This is a genomic window from Shewanella frigidimarina (genome assembly GCF_003797125.1).
Taxonomy (GTDB): domain Bacteria; phylum Pseudomonadota; class Gammaproteobacteria; order Enterobacterales; family Shewanellaceae; genus Shewanella; species Shewanella frigidimarina.
Window position 1 is genome coordinate 30,898 of record NZ_RKKE01000012.1, and the last position, 22,465, is coordinate 53,362.

Annotated in this window: 18 protein-coding genes and 1 pseudogene; 9 read left to right on the top strand and 10 right to left on the bottom strand. The window is 42.1% G+C overall.

Annotated elements, in window-relative coordinates; genetic code table 11:
- Window positions 1-28 precede the first annotated feature (28 nt).
- The 3 genes from EGC86_RS20180 to pdsO all read right to left on the bottom strand — a co-directional run bounded on the left by EGC86_RS20180 (window position 29) and on the right by pdsO (window position 3,689).
- Window positions 29-655 (bottom strand): class GN sortase, encoded by a 627-nt coding sequence (locus EGC86_RS20180; protein ID WP_123778835.1) that lies wholly within the window; start codon window positions 653-655, stop codon window positions 29-31.
- Between the two features lie 14 nt (window positions 656-669).
- Window positions 670-2,838, bottom strand: a complete 2,169-nt coding sequence (locus EGC86_RS20185; protein WP_123778836.1) for a marine proteobacterial sortase target protein — start codon at window positions 2,836-2,838, stop codon at window positions 670-672.
- An 89-nt stretch (window positions 2,839-2,927) separates the two neighbouring features.
- Window positions 2,928-3,689 (bottom strand): sortase-associated OmpA-like protein PdsO, encoded by a 762-nt coding sequence (gene pdsO, locus EGC86_RS20190; RefSeq protein WP_123778837.1) that lies wholly within the window; start codon window positions 3,687-3,689, stop codon window positions 2,928-2,930.
- A gap of 260 nt (window positions 3,690-3,949) precedes the next feature.
- Here pdsO and pdsR point away from each other — a divergent pair, with 260 nt between their 5' ends.
- The 5 genes from pdsR to EGC86_RS20215 all read left to right on the top strand — a co-directional run bounded on the left by pdsR (window position 3,950) and on the right by EGC86_RS20215 (window position 9,243).
- Entirely contained in the window at window positions 3,950-4,639 is a 690-nt protein-coding gene (gene pdsR / locus EGC86_RS20195; RefSeq protein ID WP_123778838.1) for a proteobacterial dedicated sortase system response regulator, read from the top strand.
- Window positions 4,640-4,642: 3 nt separating this feature from the next.
- Complete coding sequence (pdsS, locus tag EGC86_RS20200) at window positions 4,643-6,814, top strand: proteobacterial dedicated sortase system histidine kinase (protein ID WP_123778839.1); 2,172 nt, start codon at window positions 4,643-4,645, stop codon at window positions 6,812-6,814.
- A 163-nt stretch (window positions 6,815-6,977) separates the two neighbouring features.
- Window positions 6,978-8,168, top strand: coding sequence for a cystathionine beta-lyase (locus tag EGC86_RS20205; protein ID WP_123778840.1), 1,191 nt, complete (start codon window positions 6,978-6,980; stop codon window positions 8,166-8,168).
- A gap of 66 nt (window positions 8,169-8,234) precedes the next feature.
- Window positions 8,235-8,660, top strand: coding sequence for a hypothetical protein (locus tag EGC86_RS20210; protein ID WP_102035753.1), 426 nt, complete (start codon window positions 8,235-8,237; stop codon window positions 8,658-8,660).
- 379 nt (window positions 8,661-9,039) lie between these two features.
- Window positions 9,040-9,243, top strand: a complete 204-nt coding sequence (locus EGC86_RS20215; RefSeq protein WP_165872471.1) for a hypothetical protein — start codon at window positions 9,040-9,042, stop codon at window positions 9,241-9,243.
- Between the two features lie 38 nt (window positions 9,244-9,281).
- Here the strand turns inward: EGC86_RS20215 and EGC86_RS20220 are convergent, their stop codons facing one another.
- The 5 genes from EGC86_RS20220 to EGC86_RS20240 all read right to left on the bottom strand — a co-directional run bounded on the left by EGC86_RS20220 (window position 9,282) and on the right by EGC86_RS20240 (window position 16,362).
- Complete coding sequence (locus EGC86_RS20220; protein WP_123778842.1) at window positions 9,282-10,142, bottom strand: hypothetical protein; 861 nt, start codon at window positions 10,140-10,142, stop codon at window positions 9,282-9,284.
- Between the two features lie 384 nt (window positions 10,143-10,526).
- Window positions 10,527-10,985: a nuclear transport factor 2 family protein gene (locus tag EGC86_RS20225; protein WP_123778843.1), complete on the bottom strand. Its 459-nt coding sequence runs from the start codon at window positions 10,983-10,985 to the stop codon at window positions 10,527-10,529.
- Between the two features lie 1,159 nt (window positions 10,986-12,144).
- Window positions 12,145-13,854, bottom strand: a complete 1,710-nt coding sequence (locus EGC86_RS20230) for an amidase (RefSeq protein ID WP_123778844.1) — start codon at window positions 13,852-13,854, stop codon at window positions 12,145-12,147.
- A 79-nt stretch (window positions 13,855-13,933) separates the two neighbouring features.
- Window positions 13,934-15,046 (bottom strand): agmatine deiminase, encoded by a 1,113-nt coding sequence (gene aguA, locus EGC86_RS20235; RefSeq protein ID WP_123778845.1) that lies wholly within the window; start codon window positions 15,044-15,046, stop codon window positions 13,934-13,936.
- A gap of 413 nt (window positions 15,047-15,459) precedes the next feature.
- Window positions 15,460-16,362, bottom strand: coding sequence for a LysR family transcriptional regulator (locus tag EGC86_RS20240; RefSeq protein WP_041412885.1), 903 nt, complete (start codon window positions 16,360-16,362; stop codon window positions 15,460-15,462).
- 249 nt (window positions 16,363-16,611) lie between these two features.
- On the opposite strand from EGC86_RS20240, the gene EGC86_RS20245 reads away from it, so the two are divergent.
- From EGC86_RS20245 to EGC86_RS20255, 3 genes are all read left to right on the top strand, one after another.
- The gene (locus EGC86_RS20245; protein ID WP_123778846.1) at window positions 16,612-17,289 is read left to right on the top strand and encodes a glutathione S-transferase family protein; all 678 of its coding nucleotides are present in this window, start codon (window positions 16,612-16,614) and stop codon (window positions 17,287-17,289) included.
- 135 nt (window positions 17,290-17,424) lie between these two features.
- Window positions 17,425-18,552: a zinc-binding dehydrogenase gene (locus EGC86_RS20250; RefSeq protein WP_123778847.1), complete on the top strand. Its 1,128-nt coding sequence runs from the start codon at window positions 17,425-17,427 to the stop codon at window positions 18,550-18,552.
- A 482-nt stretch (window positions 18,553-19,034) separates the two neighbouring features.
- Window positions 19,035-20,045 carry a substrate-binding domain-containing protein gene (locus EGC86_RS20255; protein WP_123778848.1) on the top strand — a complete coding sequence of 337 codons (1,011 nt, stop codon included), beginning with the start codon at window positions 19,035-19,037 and terminating at the stop codon, window positions 20,043-20,045.
- A 690-nt stretch (window positions 20,046-20,735) separates the two neighbouring features.
- Here EGC86_RS20255 and EGC86_RS20260 read toward each other — a convergent pair.
- Window positions 20,736-21,383, bottom strand: a complete 648-nt coding sequence (locus EGC86_RS20260; RefSeq protein ID WP_123778849.1) for a hypothetical protein — start codon at window positions 21,381-21,383, stop codon at window positions 20,736-20,738.
- 4 nt (window positions 21,384-21,387) lie between these two features.
- Window positions 21,388-22,131: a toll/interleukin-1 receptor domain-containing protein gene (locus EGC86_RS20265; RefSeq protein WP_123778850.1), complete on the bottom strand. Its 744-nt coding sequence runs from the start codon at window positions 22,129-22,131 to the stop codon at window positions 21,388-21,390.
- Window positions 22,132-22,284: 153 nt separating this feature from the next.
- On the opposite strand from EGC86_RS20265, the pseudogene EGC86_RS20270 reads away from it, so the two are divergent.
- Window positions 22,285-22,465 (top strand): annotated as a pseudogene (locus tag EGC86_RS20270) (IS110 family transposase); the annotation flags it as partial.

Genomic DNA, 22,465 nt, shown 5'->3' on the forward strand with positions numbered 1-22,465 from the left:
CAATCGAACACGGAAACCTTCCTGTAATTTAACTGTATAAAGGGTTGCTCACTACCGGCTTAGCTTCAACAATATAGCGATACTCAGCATTGCCACTCAATTGGTCAAACGGATAACAGGTTATCAAGGTTAAATGACTTTCATCTCTGGGAGCCAGCACATCTAAGTCGGTTTCATGCACCACATGAGTGGTAGTAATTTGATATAACACTCGCTCACCTGCAGTGCTATAAAGCTCAATCATGTCGCCTACCTTAACGTATTGTAAGCGCATAAAATGACTGTCTCGATGGCCGGCAATTATCATATTGCCCTGCTCACCCAACGCAGCTCCAGCTAACATTAACCCAGGCCCAAATGCTAAATTGCGCCCAGATGCCCCTGCTAATACGTACAAGTCACTGCCTAAAGGTTGCAAGCTATCATTGTGTTGTTGCAACACACGCATCTTAGCCACCGGATGAGTGTCTGCCCAAGACCAGGGTTTATGCGGTTGGCTATCGGCCAAGGTTTTTTCAAAAGCACGTTCAATTAAAAACTGGGCAAAATGGGCTTTAGCTTGCATATAACCTCCCTGTAATAATAATGCACATCCCAGTACGCTTAGAAGTACAATCACAATCCAATGCTTGGTCGGTGATATTGTTCGCTGCATATTTCCGCTCCTGTTTAATCATGTGATTCAATCACTAACAATTGGCCTGGTAAGCGTTGTCTTAACCATAAATAGTGCAACAATCCTAAGCCTAATAAACTAAAGCCAATTAATAACCATAATCGACTAGCGGTACCGGTTTGTGGTAATACTTGCGACGATTGAGCTGCATTTAATCCATGGGGCATATGCGGTTGTAACTGCACATCTATTGGATTATCAACCAATGGGTTAACCGGAGTCACATCAACAGCAACTAAACTGGTCTGGCTGGTCACTAAGTGATACAGCAAGCCTAATGCTTCAACTTGCTTATTAACGCGGTCGCGGCTGGCATTGTCTTTATAAAGCTCAAGTGATGTTATTTGCGCATTTGCCCATAATAAATCAATGCCTTTAGCTGCTTGGTTTTCTTCAAAATCAAGTTGCTGCTGCCAATACTGACCATTAATACTGCCAGACACTATGATAGGCTGTTGTTGGTGTGACGCCGATTTAATGCTTACCCAAAGGGGTTCATTTTGGTATAAATCACTAATGGTGGTCGGCCAATAATCCGGTACGCTGCCATCAAGATAGTACAAGCCAATATTGGTCAACACGGGTTGCTCTATTTTATTAAGTAATTGCTCAATTTTTTGCTGCACTTCAGACTCTTTGCCAATGTAGGTAAATGTTCCTCGCCCCATTGTTGCCGCTCGGCGCATAAAATCTGAGTTCGGCGCAGAGCCAATACCAACCGTAAATAATCGGCTGTCACCTAACTGATCGTTAATAAGCTGATACAACTCATGTTCATTGCCAACGGCACCGTCGGTCATAAAAATCACTTGGCGTAGCATTTCACTGTGAGTATCGGTTTGATCAAAATCTTGCTGTACGCTGTCCACCAACGCAGTTTGTAATGCAATGCGCATTTCGGTGCCGCCGTCAGCGTCTAATGACTGAATAAATCGGTTTGCTTTGCCAATATTACGGCTATTAGCAGACAATGGCGTGGCAGATAACATTGTTACGTCACTATTAAATTCAATAATATTAAAGCTGTCGATGTCACGCAGTCCCGCTAGTGCAAACTGTAATGCTTGCTTGGCTTGAGTGATAGACTGGCCAGACATAGAACCAGACGTATCGATAACTAAAATCAGTTCTCTGGCAATAAGGTGTTGCTCGCTCACTTCCACACTCGGCGGCATTAACATCACTAGCGAGTACAAGTTGTTATCAACCGGATTAGGTTGTCTTTGTGCTGTTTCTGAACGCTCATCGCTATTGTCTGCTAAATGGGTTTTACCGGTTTGATAAAACGTCGCTGCTTGTGGTACTACGCCAACATTAGCTTGCCATTGCAGTACAAAATCACGGTCGGCAATTTGTTTGCCAGTAAAGTTAACACTGTAATGATTGCCTACATTAGATTGCTTAATCGGATGATAGAGACTGTCGAGTGACGTTAGTTCAAAACCTGCATCAATGTTCACCTGCATCTTTACATCTAGTGCAGGCCTGACGTGCTTAACAGTTGTCGCCGTATTAGCGCTCGATGGCATGGCCAATGGCGGCTGCTCGGTAGTGCGATCAGCTTGCGGGTTATAGCGCGGTGTTATCGCTAATGGAAAACGTAAACTAAACAGCCCATCACGATACTCAACCTTTTGTTGATAACTAATTTCGACCACGAGTTGTTCTTGTGGCCCTAAATTGGCCACATCTGAGGTAAACAAATTGCGTCGTTGTTGCTGTAACAAACTCGCTTGCTTACCTTGTTTTTTGGCGGTTTCAAAAGTCTGTAATGCTTGTTTTTTAGGTTGAATTTGTCCTGCTATGACTTTGTCGCCAATGCGTAACTGCATGCTATCGACCGCTGCAGTTTCAGGTAACGGGAATAAGTATCGCCCATTAACCCATTGATCAGAATCATTGATAAACACTTGCTTAACCGTGACCCGATTGAGTAATCCCGACACATCCATGCTCACTTGTGTATCTAGCGCAAAAGCTTGTATCACTTGATTTTGTTGAAAGTACTCTAATGTACCTTGAGTGATATCGTCTTCTTGATATCCAGACGGTGATGCAAATGCCGTTGTAATACTGGCATAAATGACAAACAACAAACCAAAACACAGCGATTTACAAACATTTTTAATAGACAAATGTGAGATTAAAAACAACGGGCGCATACTAGCTCCTCACCCATTTAGGCTACAACATCAATGTTTGCGCCTAGATGGGTAATATTCAAAACAAAAAGGAAAATCGACGTGTAAATTTAGTTAGCAGCAAGTTCAGCACCTGGGGCTAATAACTTGAGCGTCACGCGACGATCAAAAAAGTCGTTTTCAAAGTTTTGTTCCTGGTGCATTGGCAACGTTGAACCATAAGCCTGTCCATGCAAACGCTCGCGGGCAATGCCTTGGATAACTAAGTATTGTGTCACTTCGGCTAAACGCTGTTCAGACAAGGCTTGGTTGAAATCATTATCACCACGGCGGTCGGCATAACCGGTTAAATCAATGGTCAATTCTGGTGACAAGCTCATCATGTAAGCCACATTATCTAATTGTTGTTCAAATAGCGGCTCAATATGGCTCGATCCGGTTTTAAACTGCACATTCATCCCAATGGTTAACTCATTAAGTGTTTGTTGTTGATTCGCTTTTTGTTCAGCCAAGTTAGACTGTAATTGATAATATTTCTCCGACACTTGCTCCAACGACTGCTGCTTAGTGCTCAATGCCATTAATTGCTCATTAGTTTGCGTTAATTTTTGCTCTTGCTGCACCAATTGTTGTTTCTGGACGCTGAGTTCTGCTTCATCGCCAACCGACTTACCAATAAACGTACCCGTAAATGCACCAATAATGGCACCCACTGGGCCGCCGATAACTGCGCCGAGTAAAATCCCAGAACTCAAACCCACTAGCTCTTCTGTGTGTTCGCGCTCTTCGGTAATATCATTGTCATTTGCCCAGCTGACGTTTATTATCATCATGGTAGAAATAATTGTTGCGGCAATAAGTTGCTTTTTCATAAAGAATCCCTTTTAGCGGTTGTTTAAAGTGGTTGTTAAAAAATGATGGTTATCATCAATACATGGGTTAATGCGTTGCTGATTAACTCTATGTCGCTATTAAACACCTCATAGGTGGCTTTATTGGGGAGCAAAAATGGCAATGTGGCGATCAAATGTGGCAACAATATGGCAATTGCCGTCAACGGCTTTTTTGGACCATAAAATCCTGTATAGTCAGCACTGTATCTATTTATCAGCCTATTAATTGAAATCATCCCATGAAACGAATTGCCATTGTTGAAGACGAAGCCGCTATCCGCGAAAATTACAAAGATGTCCTGCAACAGCAAGGTTATAGTGTTCAAGCCTATGCAAATCGCCCCGCAGCCATGATCGCCTTTAATGCCCGCTTACCAGACCTAGCCATTATTGATATTGGTTTAGAGCATGAAATAGACGGCGGTTTTACCCTGTGCCAGGCACTGCGTGCAATGTCGAGCAGCCTACCGATTATTTTTTTAACTGCCCGCGACAGTGACTTTGACACTGTGTGTGGTCTGCGTTTAGGGGCCGATGATTATTTAACAAAAGAAGTCAGTTTCCCCCATTTAATGGCCCGTATTGCGGCCCTATTTCGTCGTTCAGAATTAATCGGTTCAAGCCCAATAGAAGACAACTTACTTGAGCGCGGCCACCTCACCATCGATGGCAATCGCATTCAGGTATATTGGAAATCGCAACCCATTGAACTGACCGTGACCGAGTTTTGGATGGTTCATGCCATGGCCAAACATCCAGGACATGTGCGCAGCCGTCAGGATTTAATGCAAGAAGCTAAAATTTACGTCGACGACAGCACAATCACCTCGCACGTTAAGCGCATTAGGAAAAAGTTTATCGTTATCGACGCTGAGTTTGACTGTATCGATACCGTTTATGGCATGGGCTACCGCTGGGACAATATCTAACAGATGAATTTACCGATAGGGCTGCGTGCCAAGGTCGTCATTTTGTCGCTGTTTTTACTCTGCCTACCATGGCTTGGGTATGAATATGTGTGGGAAATGGAAAAGTACCTGCGTTATGGCCAAGAAAAAACCCTTGAAGGCACCACTCAAGCGCTTGCTACGGCGCTACATGAGCGACCAAAATTATTTGACAACCAAGCCAGCTTTTTAAACCAAGTTGAAAAAGGCCGTGATTTATACGCCTACCCGTTAGCTGGGCCCATTCAACTCGACGGTAAACTGAGTGACTGGGATTTATACCAACATCGCACCCTTAACTATTCAGACAAACATGTTATTTATCAGCGCAGCGAAACAGAGCCAATCGATATTAGCTTTAGCCATATGGTGGGCAAATACGGCGGCTATTTATACGGGTTTTTCAACGTTAATGACCCGAACCTGATTTTCCGTAACCGTAAAAGCTTACGCATTGATAGAAACGATCACTTAGTCATGGCTACTCAATCCCCAGACGGTCAGTTCAGGCGTTATATTATTGCCAATACAAAAAGTGGTTGGCTTAGTGCGTTTGAATTACCCGCCGACCCCAGCCAATCGATGCCCGTTACCCCCGAGTCACGTATTCAAGGCCAGTGGTTAAAAACAGACAAGGGATACAATATTGAATTTAGACTGCCACTTGAAATGGTAGGCAGTAAATTAGGTTTTGCGATTCATAATGTAAACGATACAAAAACACGTCAATTAGTGAATGTTATTGGTACCTCTGCCACCGACTCAGTAGCCAGTTTAGGCACGGTATTAGTGCCCTCGCCTGAAATTGAAAATATCATTAAAGGCATGAGCCACAACAGCTCACGTATTTGGGTCGTCGATAATCATGGCCGCGTGCTGGCAAAATCAGGTGATATTCGTTCATCGTCCAACACCTGGGCAGATGATATCGAGGTCAATCAACCTGACTCGTTTTGGCTGCACTTTAAGCAGCAATATATTCTGCCGTTGTACTACAAAATATTGACTCGTCCGCCACAAGACTTTATCGATTCACTGCAAGACTCAACTGAACTCACTGGCAGCCATATTGAAAAAGCCTTAAGCGGCAAACAAGGCTCTACATGGCGCTTAACGCCAGACAACAAAGCCGTAGTATTAGCAGCAGCAAGCCCTATATGGATTGACGATAAAGTCATGGGGGTTGTTATTGCAGAAGAAACCACTCACGGCATTCGCAGCCTGCGTAACCGCGCACTGGAAAAACTGTTTAACGTTATTTTGACCATTATGAGCATGGGCACATTAGCCTTGTTTATTTTTGCCTCGAGTATTTCAAGTCGCATCCGCCGTTTACGTGATCAGGCCGAACTCGCCATCGACAGCCAGGGCCGAGTAAGACAACAAATTGTCGCATCCAAAAACCGAGATGAAATTGGTGATTTGTCACGCAGCTTTTCAAGTATTGTCAGTCGCCTAGGGCAATACACTCATTATTTAGAAAACATGTCGTCACGTTTATCGCACGAACTGCGTACCCCAGTTGCCGTGGTGCGCAGCTCACTTGAACACTTAGGCTTGCAACAACTGGACGAGCAATCACAAAAATATGTTAGCCGCGCCCAAGAAGGTGTCAGCCGCTTACACCTTATTTTAAATAACTTAAGCGAAGCAACTCGTCTTGAAGCCAGTTTGACCCAAGCTGAAAGCTGTCGTTTTTCATTAAAGAAAGTGATTAGCGGTTGTATGCAAGGCTACCAAATGACTTATCCAGACCAACTGTTTGCTGTTCACATTGAAGACAAAGTTATGTCTTGCGACGGTGTGCCGGAATACATCGCTCAATTAATGGATAAACTGATCAACAATGCCATTGAATTTCATCAGCCCGACAGCGCCATCACCGTCAGCCTGGCCCAATATCACAAACAGGCAATATTAAAAGTCAGTAACATCGGTCCCTTACTGCCAAAAGACATGAACAGCCAAATTTTTGAATCTATGGTGTCTATCAGGCCTCAAGGTATTAATGGTAAGCCTCATCTTGGTTTAGGCTTATACATTGCCCGATTAGTTACCGACTTCCACCATGGCAGCATTAAAGCAACCAACATGATAGAGAACGGCATTGAAGGGGTTCAAATATGCCTGACGTTACCCTTGAGTGATGAAAAATAGTCAACCACAGCATTTAGGCGCTTTTATTTAGGTTTGTTGGTGCTAGGATGATGAATATCAGTAGATCATTCACCGTAGCGCATTTATCCATGTCATTGATATTTTGCTAATAACATTAGCTAAAACATAAACCGTGGACTCTACACATAATGGAAATAAGAATATGAGCAAAGACGATAAACTGGCCACCCAAATTGTTAGCGTTGGCCGCGAAAAAAAGTTCACTAAAGGCATTATTAATCCACCTGTATTTAGAGCCTCTACCGTGGTGTTCGACACCATGGATGAGATGCGTTTTGCGATTAAAAACAAAACCAACGGTGAAATGTTTTACGGTCGTCGCGGCACCCCAACCCATTTTTCATTTCAACGAGCCATATGCGAACTTGAAGGTGGCGCTGGCACGGCGTTATACCCTTCTGGTGCGGGCGCGATCAGCAGCGCTTTGTTATCATTTTTAAAAAGTGGCGACCATTTATTAATGGTCGACACCGCCTATGAACCAACCCGCGATTTATGCAATAAAATGCTCGCGGGCTTTGGTATCGAAACCACCTATTACGACCCAATGATTGGCGCAGGCATTCGTGAGTTAATTCGTCCTAACACCAAGGTATTATTTTTAGAATCACCAGGTTCTATCACCATGGAAGTGCAGGATGTACCATCGCTTTGCCGTATCGCTCACGAACATGATGTCATTGTAATGCTGGATAATACCTGGGCTTCACCGATTAATTCTCGTCCATTTGATATGGGTGTCGACATCTCTATTCAAGCCGCCACCAAGTACATTGTCGGCCATTCAGATGTCATGATGGGTACCGCCACTGCCAATGAACAGCATTGGGAACAACTGCGCGAAAACAGTTACTTAATGGGCCAAACGACCTCGCCAGATGACGTCTATTTAGCCGCGCGAGGCTTGCGTACCTTAGGAGTACGTATGGCACAACATAATAAAAATGCCTTAAAAGTGGCTAATTGGTTGGCGACTCGTGCAGAAGTGGATCATGTCCGTCATCCAGCATTTGATACTTGCCCAGGTCACGAGTTTTTTAAACGCGATTTTAGCAGCGGTAATGGTTTGTTCTCGTTTGTACTTAAGCAAGGCGACTTAGCGTCAGTCACAGCTTTTGTTGAAAACATGGACCATTTTAAAATGGGCTTTTCATGGGGCGGTTTCGAAAGCTTAATCTTAGGGGTATTCGGAATTAACAATATCCGTACCGCTACCCAATGGGACAGCAGTAAACCATTAATACGCTTACACATTGGACTTGAAGATGCCGACGATTTAATTGCCGATCTTGATGCGGCCTTTAGCCGATATAATGCAATATTACAAAAGTAGTCTCTACTGAGCTGCTAAAACGCTTTGCAAAAAATGTTATGGAATGTTCAAACGATAAGGAAATAAATGAATATCATCAAATTAGTCATACTCAGCCTGTGCATTAGCATTGGCTATTATGCATTGAGCATAGTGGCAATCGGCCAGTCTGCTGCCGGCAACTTATTGTGGCGATTAAATAGCAGTGAATATCCATTACTGGCTCACCTTGCACAGAACTTTATTGGTATCGGCTTAGCCGCGTTAATTCCTGCATTTCTAGTCAAAAGTTACGAGGCAGCAAGACAATGGATAGCCATCACCATAGTGATTTTAGGTGCCATGTTATTGCACGGCAATATTCATTACATGCCATGGGATCCTATGGGTATTGTGAGGTTTGTAAACAACACCTTGTTTTACGGTGATATCGGTGCAAAAGTGCTGTTTTTCTATATCTTACTGCTCCCTGTATTGTGGTTGTTACTGCTCAAACGTATGGCTCGTATTTAACAAAACCCGAATTTGAGCGCTAAACCAAAACAGATTTAACACACCTTACTAGTTAAGATGACAAACAATCTAAGCCCTGAGCCATTATCGTCTCAGGGCTTTTTTACTCTCAATAAAAGCTATTGAAATAATCACTAAGCATTTAGCGAAACCGTTGTTCAAAAAATACTTTTGGTCACTGTGAAAATGATAAAAATCTCAGAGTGCTCATGCGATGATATCGCCCGCCAAATATAAATTACGCCACAAATGAAATGTAATCTCACTCTTGTCGGTCTTATTAAGTACACCACCATTTGCAAACTAGAGTATGACTATGTGTAGCACACCAAAAACCAATCTAGCCGCTGCCACGCCCAAAGTTCCTTTTCGGAGCTTTATGGCAAGTATGACATTGGCACAACGACAACAGTTCGCTGAAGTCGCGAACCGTGCCGATGAACGGCGCAAAATAAGAGAAGATCGACTTAAAGGTCAATCTAATAGCAAAAGTGCAGTAAGGGGATCAAACTCGACTGGAAACCAAAACATGCCATTGATGAAAAAGCTGCTTCAATTTTGTAAGCAACACATTGTGATATAAGCCAATATATCTTTAATGGCTAAACGGCTTATTGCAGATTAGTCTTCTAGTATTGAAATAAAAATTCTGTCAGCATTCCACAGTTCAATGATCTTGCGAGTCTTCTTTGAGTTCCAAAAACATTTTCCAAACAAAATAATCCCCGCACCTTCTAACTGACGCCCTTCCGATACATTGAAACGTTCCAATATTATCGATTTATATTTTGAGATAGGAATGCCAACATCAGTACAATCAGATGGATTCAACCAATCAAGCTCTTTATCTAGATGTGAAATAGTACCCCAGTACATTTTAGGCTTTGCCTCTTTGGCATTAGCACTTGGCTCAGCCTCAGCAAAGTTAACAAATAAATTCTTGGCTTTAAATTTATAGCCAGTATCAAGCTCAATCAAAGTACTCGATTCAGCTAAATCGCTGCCGCGCATTAAGCTATTGAGGATTTTCTCTAGCCCTAATACTTTGACCTTAGCTTGTTCATTGCTGCCAGCATGTTTGCGACTGGCATTATCGATTTTTGGGAGGCGGGTTGAGATGAGGCTTGATGTGGCGGCGACAGTTTGCACCTCAGTAACTGGCTTTTTGGTGTTTGATAACATGAAATCAATGCTAATAATATGAGTATCAGAAATGACCTTATTCACTTCTACACTATGTCTGGTCTCTCGGTCTCGTTGAGTTGAAGGATGGCCTTCATCGCATCCTGCAACATGATATCGAGAGCCAAAACACGCCGCTTTACCGTCTGAGCTTCTCTTACGATAGTAAGCCTTTCCTTCGCACTCTGGGCATTGTAAAAACTGCCTACATTTTTCAATTTCAGTTTCAGGTAACGCCTGAAATTTCAAAATTGAAAAAGTGTGTCTTTGCCCACCATAAGTACAAACAGCATCAATCATTTAATACCCACATCATCTATAAAAACGGACCTTTAACATTCGCGATAAAGGAACCTTTAAGCCCAACAGAACAATATCAAGTTATTAATAGGAATACTATTTTACAATAGTCACATTGGCCATTCCATTGGCAGATATTAGAAAATTGAACTTAACAGGCTAGAATCAGCCCATGAATTTGGCTGTTAATTGATTGTGGTTTGATCAGCGCGATTATCCATAATAGACATAATTCATATTGGAGTGAATCCACCAGCGACTGACAATATGATTTGATCACTTTGTAGACCATTGGGTTGTAAGGGATTAGAGCCTAAGTCCAAAACTCACCATTGGCACTATTTGTAGTCGTTAAGAAAAGTAAGATGCCATAGTGTGTTATATTTACGGTTTACTCGAATGTTTTGCCGGATCATTGTATTGCCACAAAACGTTAATTATTTTCCACTCATTATTTTCATTTTTATATAGATGCATGCAATCAATCCAATCATCGACGGTTAATTTTACCGATGCAACTCTATTATCAATATCCAAAATATTGATATCAACTTTAGGAGATGACGGGAATTTATTACCCTCTTTGTTATAGTTTTCAGCCACCCACACCATAGTGTCAAAGTCAGTTTCCATTATAATTTCTGAGCCATCTTTAGATTGCCAATAAGTTCTTTTAGCTAACTTTTTATCAACGCCTCTTCTCATCAACTCCGGCTCGACGTTGTGTTGCGATTCTATATAGTCGAGCACCGCTCTTGTTACATTTTGACTATCAACATTTGTATCGGCTGTTGCCGTACAAGAAAAAAATACTAATAAGATTAAAACTATCATGCGATTCATTTGACGTCCTTGAGTAAGCGAACAGCGGATTAGTGAGAATGCAGCTAAACGTCCTGAGAAGCCCAGTAACACTCAACATTCAAATTACGATAATTGTTAATAACGTTAGTAACTTATCAGCTTAATTAACTCGAATCAATTAAACTAAAAACACTAGCCATGTTTATGATAATCCAATAATCGTGGCCATATTAATTTCTACGCTTACCCAAGCGGAAATTAAGGTTTGTTGTTATTATCTTCCTTTGTGGCTTCTTTCAACTTCACAACAAAGCCGAAATAAAATGAAACACATACAATTAAAGATTGCCACACAACTGCAAAGTAAAACTTACCTGGATTAGAGCTTGCAGATACATAATACACACTCCCTGTATTTTGGTACTTATATCCGCCTTCTATCAACATGTCGATAACCGTTATGGTAAAGACAACACAAAATAATCGAGCAACAAATCGCATCTTATTATCAATTTTAATAGTCAAATCCTTACTAACACTTACTGACGGTAACGAACAACTAACGCTTATTGAACAGAGAATCCTATAAAGTAAGCCACTTAAGTTATTGATTAAAAGAGACTTATACTTACTACGCCTTTGGTGTAAATGATAAATTATTAGTGACACTCAAAACAAACCGAGTTTTGCAATATAAAGTGTTAACAAAACTACCTGTGAAATTTATTGTACACAATAACAATATATTAAGTTAGGCCACAAAATTTCACAGCCCTACTTTAGACCGACTGGCTGGATTATTTGATTAGCAATAGGCCTAAACTCGTTATAACTTTATATAAAACCAGCTTGTTCGATTACACCATTTACACAAAACACAATGGTATTTGTAGTAAAGCGATATCAATTTTCTTTTATAATGAAAAGAAGAAAAGCACTAGATCTAACTCACTTTAGTACAAAACAAGTTAGTGTTCTTTATTTGAAAATGGACAAATTCAACGCTGAACTTAAGGACATCTGGTTAGATTTCGTGGCAGAGGTCGTTTATTGGCATATGACCCAGAGTAGATATGGAACATGTTTTAAACGAGCATTTACGTTGCCATAAAAAACGGGATTGGCGTACTGGAGCCAATCCCGTTTTCAGTTTTTAATGCATAGTGCATAGTGCTTAGTGCCTAGAGCTTAGAAATTGTTACTTACTGCTTAGCACTGGCGTGCGATGAGGAATAACGCGCTTGCTGCCCGTTGCCTCAAATGCACTCGCAAAACGAAGCAAGTCGTTGTCATCATAAGCACGGCCTGCAAAAGTCAAACCTACTGGCATGCCAATGTCGGCCATTACGCCCATTGGCACAGTCACAGTCGGTACACCTAAGTGGCGAATAGCAAGGTTACCGTTGGCAACCCAAACACCATTACTCCACGCAATGTCGGCAGAAGCTGGATTAACCTGTGCATCTGCCGGACCCACGTCTGCCACCGTTGGGAATAACACTGCATCAAGTTTTAGCTCGTCCATCCAGTCTTCCAGATCCAGTTTGCGTGTCTTCTCTAAGCCGCGCAGACCATCCGGTATGCTGTCGATTTGGTTATACGACTTAAGGCCTCTTTTGGCCATATTGACATATTCATCCATGCCAGCAGCAAGGTCGCCCTCACGATTGGGCAAGGTGCCAAGATCATGCGGGAAAATCAAATGACCGTTGACGTCTGCCAGTTTATTCAGTTTAGGATCATTATTAGCACGCAAGAACTCATCTAAAGCCCAGCCTGATAGTGCCCATAGCTCATCATCGAGAAACTCAGGGGTGACGATGCCGCGATTGAACACGGTCGGCGCTCCAGGGCGATCACCTTCACAGTTAGAAACCAGCGGAAAATCGACTTCAATGACTTCAGCTCCGGCAGACTCCAGCGCTGAGCGTGCTGCTTCCCATAAGTCGATAACTGACGCACGAGTATTGATGCGCTGACCAGTCGGGCCGCCGATGCCAGGGTTTTCGCTGGTGCCAGCCAATTCATCTTTATTGATGTACATGCGCGGCACCCCAAAACGCTTGCCTTTAAGCGTATCGGCTTGAGCGGCAAGAGCCAGATAAGATGTTGGACGCACGGTTGATGCTTTTGGGAGCTCAACCCAAGGTTGTAGACGCCATAAATCACCACGAGTAATAGGGTCGTCTGCCACGATAACGTCAAGCACTTCAAGCATATCCGCCATAGTACGGGTGTAAGGCACCACAACATCCATAGTCGGTGTCAACGGCCAGTTACCACGCACGGAAATAACACCGCGTGATGGAGTATAAGCACACAGGCCGTTGTTAGATGCTGGCCCACGACCGCTCGACCATGTTTCTTCGGCTAGGCCGAAAGCAGAATAGCTTGCCGCCGTACCTGTACCCGCGCCATTGGAAGAACCTGAGGCAAAGGGAGCGGTAAGATAATTAGCATTGTATGGGCTTTCGGCACGGCCGTAATGACCGCGTTGCATACCACCATTAGCCATAGGTGGCATGTTGGTTTTGCCCAAGCAAATAGCCCCCGCTTCGCGCAGACGTTCAACGGCAAATGCATCGTATTGAGCAATTAAGTCCTTAAACGCTGGACTACCAGAAGCCGCAGTGAGCCCTTTAACTAAGTAGCTATCCTTCGTAGTGTAAGGAATACCATCGAGCGGGCTCAGTGTTTCACCACGAGCTCGGCGAGCATCAGAAGCCTCAGCTTCTTTGATGGCATCGGGGTTGTGAACAACCAGTGCATTCAGCTTAGTCTGCGTCGCGGGGCCGTCATAAACCTCAACCCGAGCTAAATAAGACTTCACTAACTCAACCGCTGTGGTGCGACCGGATTCGAGGGCTGCACGCAGCTCGGCAATAGAAACCTCAGTGACTTCGAACATGTTACGACCTCTTCTTAAAAGCCAAAAGTGTTGAAACAACAGTGATATAAATGATCATTATGTTCTCCTTCGCGGTTACTTATTTTCCAGAAGGGATCTGTTGAGTAATACAATGGATATTACCACCACCTAATAAAATCTCACGGGCAGGCACACCGACAATCTCATACTCAGGGAAAATTTCCTGCAATTTCTGTGCAGCAATTTCGTCGGTTGCCGGGTCGAGTAACGGGAAAACAATACGATTGTTGGTAATTAAAAAGTTCGCATAAGAACCCGCTAAACGTTCACCCGCTGTGCGCGGAACACCAGTTCCTTCTGCTACACCTTGCGCTTCTTCTTCTGTGCAATATAAAGGACCAGGCTGTGGTATTAGATGAACTGTTAACTTACGCCCTTGTGCATCAACAGTATTTTGCAAAATATCCAAAGCGGCTTTTGACCGAGGATATTGCGGATCACTTTGATCATCAGTCCAATGTAAAACCACTTCGCCTGGGCGAGCAAAACAGCATATATTATCAATGTGTCCGTCAGTCTCGTCCATGTACACGCCGTCTGGCAACCAGATAAACTGCTTAACATTTAAATATTCAGCCAGTAATGCTTCTATCTGTTCACGAGTCAAATCGGGGTTGCGGTTGCTGTTAAGTAAACATTCAGCCGTGGTCATGCAAGTGCCTTCACCGTCGACATGAATAGAACCACCTTCAAGAATAAGCGGAGCCTGATAACGATCAAAACCATGCTGAGTTAGCATCTTTTGCGCGACTTGCTCGTCCTTATCCCATGGTGAATACAAACCACCGTTATCGCCGCCCCAGGCATTAAAGCCCCAGTCAACACCACGGCATTCGCCCTTGGCATTGACAACTACTGTAGGTCCGGTATCGCGAGCCCAGCAATCGTTGCTATCTATTTCGACCAAAGTAACGTGAGCAGGCATAACCGTCTTGGCTTGTGCCAAAAATGCCTTGGGTACACCCATATAAACAGGGGTAACCGCACCAATGGCATCTGCTACCTTGGCAAATGTCGCCTGAGCATAAGCACCTGCAGAGCGCCAGTTATCAGGACGATATGGCCAAATCATCCACACAGCCTGCTGCTGCGCCCATTCGGCTGGCATGCTAAAACCATCTTGGGATGGTTTAGTCGTTAACTGCGTGGCATCCACATTCATGTTTGTCATGAGTTTTGTCTCCGGTAATGCTGAAAAACTATAAGGGAGTGCGCCCTAACATAGGACGACAGAATAAAAATACACCTAACATTAATCAAATGAATAAATCGAATTTCCACATTCATCATGCGGACAGTTAGGCCGAAATTGCCACGTCTACACTCGTTGAGTTTTAGTTTCGATGAAATATCACTGTATATCATATCATTTAAGACAGCTTGCGCTAAAGAATTGTATGTAGTGAATAAATGAGTTAATCCCCGAACCCACTTATAGACATAAATGCATTAACGTTAATGCCTATTTTCCTAATGAAAATATGGCTACGGAAGTGTTTAACACCTGCAAAGTAATTTCAATCAATTGAGCAATTAATGACTTCACTGATTGTTCGTCTTAAGATTTTATTGGTTTTTTAACCCTCATTTTACTTTTATTCGTTCAACTAAAAAATCGACTGCCGCTTTTACTTTTGGGACTAAGTAGCGCTGTTTTTGATATAACAAATAAACCGCCATATCAGAATGTTGAGTTATAGCTAACTCATGTTCAAACTTAAGCTCTACCAATTTACCAGACTCAAGGTAAGACGCTAACGCCCATCGAGTTGACATTAAAATGCCCTCTCCGTTACAAGCTTTTTTTGCCAGCCAAGGGCCGTTATTTGAAATCGCTACCGCCGGTCCAGAGACATCATGCCATTGGCCGTTCATATTACATAACCAAGGAGTTGGCCCTGTTGGTGCTTTAAAATACAGGCCATTATGTTGCGTTAATTCCATCGCATTATTTGGTATACCGTGTTTTTCTATGTAACTTGGTGACGCCACAGGAATGAAACCATTGTCCATCAGTCTTATTGCTAACACGCGTTCATTGGGCGCATAACCACCGCGAATAGCAATATCAACATCGTCACGTCCAAGTGTTGATAACTCGTCGCTAAAACTGACATCTAAAACAATTTGAGGGTATAACGTGCTGAATTCATCTAACAACGGCAGTAATATCTTGTCACCAAACCCTACCATCGAACTGATCCGCAAACGCCCCATTGGTGTTGTTTGATAACTACGAACTGTTTCATGGCTTTGCGCTAGTTGGTTTAATATTTGTTGGACATCGTTGTAATAAATCTGCCCCACTTCGGTTAGTTTAACAATTCGGGTCGAACGCTTTAATAACGTCGCTCCCAAACTCTTTTCTAAATCAGCAACGCGTCTCGACAAAGATGATGGCGGCACATTAAACGCACTCGCCGCTTTGGTAAAACTGCCTGTTTCGACCACTTTACTGAAATACCGCATGGCACGTAGTTGATCCAACTCACTTCTCCCTTAAATGAATAGTTAATATTCTGATCTTATTCTTGTTTTATTCTCGTCCTATTGTTGTCTTTAAAGCAATAGTGATTAGCATTTTTCCTTATATATAACCAAATTAAAACCAGTAATAATGGCGTTAACTTAAGCATTGCAACCTTGATCCTGTTGCAGCGTGTTAAATACAAGGACCTTAATTGCATTTTTCGGCAATTAACAACAACTTTCACGTTAATGATGGACTACTGACTTATGATGACTTTGCACGGTTTTGCCGCTAGCAACTATTACAACCTAGTGAAACATGTACTGCTATATAAACAACTGCCATTTACAGAAAACCTTATTTACGGTGGTAGTGAAGAGCTATTGGCAATCAGCCCCGCTGGCAAAGTACCTGTAATCACAACGCAAGAAGGTCTTTACCTGTCAGAGTCGAGTGTCATCTGTGACTTTATCGAAGAAACCTCCCCTGCCATTCCGCTATATCCTGACAATGCAGGAGAACGTGCTGTTGTACGTCAAATAATGAAAATGGCAGAGTTGTATTTTGAACTGCCTAGCAGACGACTCATACCTTATGTGTTTTCAGGCGCTGAAATACCAGAGTCGGTTAAAACTGAAGTCCGCCAGGTATTAACCCGTGGCGTTACAGCCTTAAGTCGCTTGTGCCAGTTTTCACCTTGGATTGCCGGTGAACAATTCACCATGGCTGACATCTACGTTTATTACGTCAACACCATTGTTAGCGCGTTTGGCTCGAGCCAGCTTAACTGGGATGTACTGGCAGAAATACCAGGCATGAAACAGTGGAACGATGCCATGAGCCAAACGGTTATTGCCCAACAGGTAGAAGCTGATCGCCTAGCAAACATGCCCGACTTTATGCAAAAAGTGAAAGCTCAAATCCAAGCCGCGAACGCCGGATAACACTTACTCTAACGAATTGATAGTAGGTATAAAAACATCTAATACTGATGTCTGATTTGAATTACAAACAGAACATAGCCGACACATTAAAATGATTGGCTTAAAAAATTAATTATTTTGCAGGAGCAGATCCCAATGACAGATACCAATATTCAACTGACTTCATTAATCAGCGAAGACAATAAATTAACACTCGCATTAAAACACATCGACATGCCACAACCAGGTGCCGATGAAGTGGTTATTCGCATTGAAGCTGCACCATTAAACCCGTCGGACTTAGCGGTGCTATTTAGCGTCGCGGATATGACAACAGCGGCACAAGCAGGCACTGAACAAAGCCCAACTATTGTTGCCGATGTTCCGGCTAAATTTATGTCAGCAGTTAAAACCCGAGTCGGTAAAGCCATTCCTGTGGGTAATGAAGGTGCTGGTACCGTTGTCGCAGCGGGTTCATCGCCTGCAGCGCAAGCATTAATGGGTAAAACTGTTGCTGTTATTGGCGGTGGTACGTATCGCCAATATCTCTGTGCCAATGTGCAAAGCTGCTTAGAATTAACAAACGGTACTACGGCTAAAGAAGGCGCATCTTCTTTTGTTAACCCGCTCACCGCATTAGCGATGGTCGAAACAATGCGTGCTGAAGGCCATAAAGCCATCATTCATGCAGCGGCTGCGTCTAACCTCGGCCAAATGTTAAACCGTATTTGTATTGCCGATGGTGTCGATTTAATTAACATCGTCCGTAAAGCAGAACAAGAAACACTACTACGTGACATGGGCGCTAAATATATTGTTAACTCAAGCAGTGATACTTTCCTAGCTGACTTAACCGCAGCGATAATTGAAACAGGTGCAACGATTGCATTTGACCCAATTGGCGGCGGTAAACTAACCAGTGACATTCTTAACTGTATGGAAGTGGCTGCAGCGCGTGATATGAAAGAACACAGCGTTTATGGTTCTGACACTTTCAAACAAGTTTATATTTATGGCGCATTAGACCGCGGCCCTATTACGCTTAACCGTAACTTTGGTTTTGCATGGGGTGTTAATGGATTCTTATTATTCAATGCGATCGGAAAATTAGGCACTAAAACGGTTATGGCAATGCGTAAACGTGTTGCAGATGAAATCACCACCACATTTGCAAGCCACTACACCCATGAAGTGTCATTGGCTGAGGTATTACAATTAAAATCGATAGCGGGTTATTCAAAACAGGCTACCGGTGAGAAGTATTTAATTACCCCGCAAAAGTAGTTAACCCTCAAAGATCATAACCGCTTAAGTGATTAATTGTTAACGTAATAAAAAGCAGATACTGATTATAGCATCTGCTTTTTTATTAAATCGATATCGATAAATAATGACGGCTATAAAAGCGCTAAGGTCCAGTTTGGTTAACCCACTTACGGATAAAGCGTCTTTTTTAGATATGCCCTGCGGCCACTAACGTCGTGGTGCTTCGCCCACACCAGACCAAGAGGAAACCAACAGCTGTTCCCTCTTAACTCTTTTAACTCTTTAACAAAAAATTGGCCCTGCCGCCCCGCAATATTTTCTCTATTGACTTAAAACAACAGCTGCGAAAAGGTCGTCATGGGGGCGTTCAAAACACAACAATATCGATTAGCTCACACTGATATGTTCAGGAATACGTTTCAGCGGGTATCTTTAAATGAATTTCTTTGCTATATGCTAGTATAAGCAGAGTCGCATAATAATTTATTTCAGGAGGGAGTGTGGTGAGATCACTTGTATTGTTTGTTGCCTTTAGTCTAATAACCATATCTTCTGTCTATGGAAAAGAATTGAAACTTGCCGTGGTACCTAAATTTCATAGTGTTTTTTTTGATCAAAGCAAAGCTGGCTGTATAGATGCTGCAGCTCAAATAAAAGGCGTGGAATGCATATATCGTGGACCAGATATAAGTAATGTTAGGATGCAAGATCAGGTAATAAATCAACTGATTGATGAAGGTATAGATGGTATTGCTGTAGCCGTTACACAATCTAAATATCTCGTTAAAAATAGCCTGAAGAGAGCTAATGAAGCAGGCATACCGATTATTACCTATGACTCTGATTTTGATGCTTCAATCAACGAAGACCCTAATAATATACGTCTAGCCTATATAGGCACTGATAATTTTGAATTGGGTAAATCATTAGGTGAAGAGTTAAAAAAACTTCGGCCTAATGGCGGGACGCTAATAATGCAATCTGGGCGACCAGATTCTCCCAATCTGAATTTAAGACTGATGGGGGTCCGTTCCGCATTATCGGGAAAAATATACGATACACCTCCTGGAGAATTGCTTAATAACGATTCGGGCTGGACTGAAGTTAGAGAACCTTTCTTTAATTTTGATCAACTGCCTCTATCTGTTAATCAAATGGAGTCTGTAATGAAAGGTAAGCCTGTTAAAGCAGACTCTTTTATTGCTGTTGGTGGTTGGCCGCAAAATGACCAAGCACGTTACCGTAAAATGATTGCACCGTACCAGGCAAAAATAAATAACAACAAGATCATCATTGTTATTACGGATACATCCTCTGAACAATTAACGATGTTGAAAGATAATCTTGTTCATATCAATATTGGTCAAGACCCATATGAAATGGGAAGGCAAGCCATTTTGACGCTGTATAAAATTGTAACAGAACAAAAATATGACAAAATAATTTACACACCTATCACATTCTGCACACCAGAGAACGTTAATACATGTACCAAGGTTTCGGGATTGTAATCATATCTAATTTCGCTTGATCCAAATAATGTTTACACAACCTGATTAGGTTTAGCTTATGCTCATATATGAATAGATGATTGCTAACAGCCTCCTTGTCGTCCCAACTCTCACGTCATCCCAACTCTCACGTCATCCCGGTAATGCTTTTGAGCCGGGATTCAGGTGTTTTTTAGTTTTGTACTTATGTACTTTATGGCCTGCGGCCACTAACGTCGTGGCGCTTCGCCCACACCAGACCAAGAGGAAACCAACGGCTGTTCCCTCTTGGAACTCCCAGCCGCCCCGCAACATTTCGCTATTTATAAAACAAGAGCTGCGAAAAGTCGCCATGGGGTCAGATTTAACTTTGCCCCACATTTGCAGGCTGCTTCGGCCTTATTCGAAAATGCTATCGCTTCCGATGGTACATCCTGTACCGCGAAAGCTAAGCTCACATCCATGTGAGCTTCACGCTATTTTCTTCAACGGTCTCAAGTTCAAAGCTGAATTTAGATATTTTCAATCATGGCTTCTGACTCATTTATGAACATTTCCGAGTTAGAACATTAATTCTAATTCGTGAGTTTCAGGTTAAAATTTCTATGTGTAACGCCGCGTTAAGCGGACTAAAATTGTGGGTTGAAATGTGTAGCAAATCGAAGCATAACCTACTGTTTTTTTGTTGCATTTAAACGCCTTGTTAAGTTTCTAATACGTAGTTCTTACTTTGTACCAAAATCCTGCCGTTTGGAAATTGTTATCACGGGCTGTAGATACACTAAATATATAAAGTAAGCTATTTGAATTATAATTGACCGTTCTTAACCCATTGGAACACTTAGCCTCATTTCCTCTAAAATCGATTCTATAACTACACAAAAATTTTTGAATTTCATCTATTGTTACTGATTTTGATAAATCATATGATTTTTCAAGTAAATGATATGCTGTATCAGACATTTCATAGCCAATAGTTGCTTTTAGCTTTACATGTTGTCCAGACTCAAGAGTAAGTGGGAGATATAAGCTTTTATCATCAGATGTATAAATACCTTGAACCATCCCTGAGTATTCTTTTCGTCCATTTTCACCATGTAAATAAATATCACTTTCTAAAATGGTTGTTGTTCTATCGCTAGTATTTGTAATTACAATATCCCACTTAGTAGATAGAAGTGCCGGTATTAACTCCCCAACGGGAGCTTTAATTGTTGACTCGTAACCAGAAGATATAGGGTTTATCGACAACCTCAAATATTCCTTACGATCTAAACTACCTTGATAAGAAAAATATAGTGAAATCATTGAAATTACTAACGCGGTAATTCCAGTAAAACTGCCAATTTTATTATGCATTTCATTACCCACCTATAATCTCGTGAGTCTCTAAATAGTTAACACCATCAGTTGTTATATTAATTGCATCATTGCCGTGCCACTCTAGAAGACCTTTGTTAACGGCTTCTTCTATGTATTTATCTAACGTAAGTCTATGCATAGAAACCATATCGACGATACTTTTAAACCAAATGTAATCGTATTCTCTTCGCTCATAACATTTAGCCACGGACTTCATAAGCTCTTTAACACCATCTGAAGTTCTATCTGGGCGAGCACTCTCCAGTGGTTTGAAAGGACTTTTACCTAGTTCTGGCTTTTCGTATAAAGGGGCGTTCAGAATAACACGCAACAGATCGTCAAGACTGTATTCAAGTTCTGAGTCATTTGAAAAATTTATGTATAATTTTGACTTTAGAAATGTAGGTCGATGATCAGTTCCTTCTTGTCTAATTATGGGGATGACTTTATTGCTATCTATTTTTGATAGTAATGATGATGTCATAATCATTTTTTCGTATCCGACACCGCCTTCGCCGGAATTAGCCTTTTCAACATACTTCTCAGTACAGACCATGACAACATAGTCAGCAGTTGCAAGCTGAGTTTCCATAAAGTGAGGAAGATCATCACCTGGCTTTAAATCCCATTGATCCAGAACTGCATCTGCCCCTCTGTTTCTCAGAGTAGTGGCAAAATCTAAAACCCATTTTTTGTGGCCTGCAGAATCATGTGAATATGAGACAAATACTCTAGGGGGATTCATTGAGGATCCTTGTGATTATTTTGCATAACGCCGCCAGCAGAGGCGCGAGCTTGCGAGCGTCCTGCTGACTGGCCTTGATACTCATTGAGCCCCTCCCTAGCAAGCCGCATCAGCGGTATGCTTAAGGTGACTAAACCAACAGGAGAAAGCTCAATGAGATTTTATAATAACTCACATCCATACTACTGTGGTATCGATTTACATGCACGTTTACTTTATGTCTGTATCATTGATTCTAAAGGGGAAGTTGTAGCTCATAAAAAGATAGGTGCCAGTAAAGATGACTTATTACTCATTCTAGAACCTTATATCGGCAATGTAATTGTCGGGGTTG

What these genes read in the sequence shown, in the direction of transcription:
- EGC86_RS20180 (WP_123778835.1), bottom strand. Translation starts at nt 655, where the DNA reads ATGCAGCGAACAATATCACCGACCAAGCATTGGATTGTGATTGTACTT.
- EGC86_RS20185 (WP_123778836.1), bottom strand. Translation starts at nt 2,838, where the DNA reads ATGCGCCCGTTGTTTTTAATCTCACATTTGTCTATTAAAAATGTTTGT.
- pdsO (WP_123778837.1), bottom strand. Translation starts at nt 3,689, where the DNA reads ATGAAAAAGCAACTTATTGCCGCAACAATTATTTCTACCATGATGATA.
- pdsR (WP_123778838.1), top strand. Translation starts at nt 3,950, where the DNA reads ATGAAACGAATTGCCATTGTTGAAGACGAAGCCGCTATCCGCGAAAAT.
- pdsS (WP_123778839.1), top strand. Translation starts at nt 4,643, where the DNA reads ATGAATTTACCGATAGGGCTGCGTGCCAAGGTCGTCATTTTGTCGCTG.
- EGC86_RS20205 (WP_123778840.1), top strand. Translation starts at nt 6,978, where the DNA reads ATGAGCAAAGACGATAAACTGGCCACCCAAATTGTTAGCGTTGGCCGC.
- EGC86_RS20210 (WP_102035753.1), top strand. Translation starts at nt 8,235, where the DNA reads ATGAATATCATCAAATTAGTCATACTCAGCCTGTGCATTAGCATTGGC.
- EGC86_RS20215 (WP_165872471.1), top strand. Translation starts at nt 9,040, where the DNA reads ATGGCAAGTATGACATTGGCACAACGACAACAGTTCGCTGAAGTCGCG.
- EGC86_RS20220 (WP_123778842.1), bottom strand. Translation starts at nt 10,142, where the DNA reads ATGATTGATGCTGTTTGTACTTATGGTGGGCAAAGACACACTTTTTCA.
- EGC86_RS20225 (WP_123778843.1), bottom strand. Translation starts at nt 10,985, where the DNA reads ATGAATCGCATGATAGTTTTAATCTTATTAGTATTTTTTTCTTGTACG.
- EGC86_RS20230 (WP_123778844.1), bottom strand. Translation starts at nt 13,854, where the DNA reads ATGTTCGAAGTCACTGAGGTTTCTATTGCCGAGCTGCGTGCAGCCCTC.
- aguA (WP_123778845.1), bottom strand. Translation starts at nt 15,046, where the DNA reads ATGACAAACATGAATGTGGATGCCACGCAGTTAACGACTAAACCATCC.
- EGC86_RS20245 (WP_123778846.1), top strand. Translation starts at nt 16,612, where the DNA reads ATGATGACTTTGCACGGTTTTGCCGCTAGCAACTATTACAACCTAGTG.
- EGC86_RS20250 (WP_123778847.1), top strand. Translation starts at nt 17,425, where the DNA reads ATGACAGATACCAATATTCAACTGACTTCATTAATCAGCGAAGACAAT.
- EGC86_RS20260 (WP_123778849.1), bottom strand. Translation starts at nt 21,383, where the DNA reads ATGCATAATAAAATTGGCAGTTTTACTGGAATTACCGCGTTAGTAATT.
- EGC86_RS20265 (WP_123778850.1), bottom strand. Translation starts at nt 22,131, where the DNA reads ATGAATCCCCCTAGAGTATTTGTCTCATATTCACATGATTCTGCAGGC.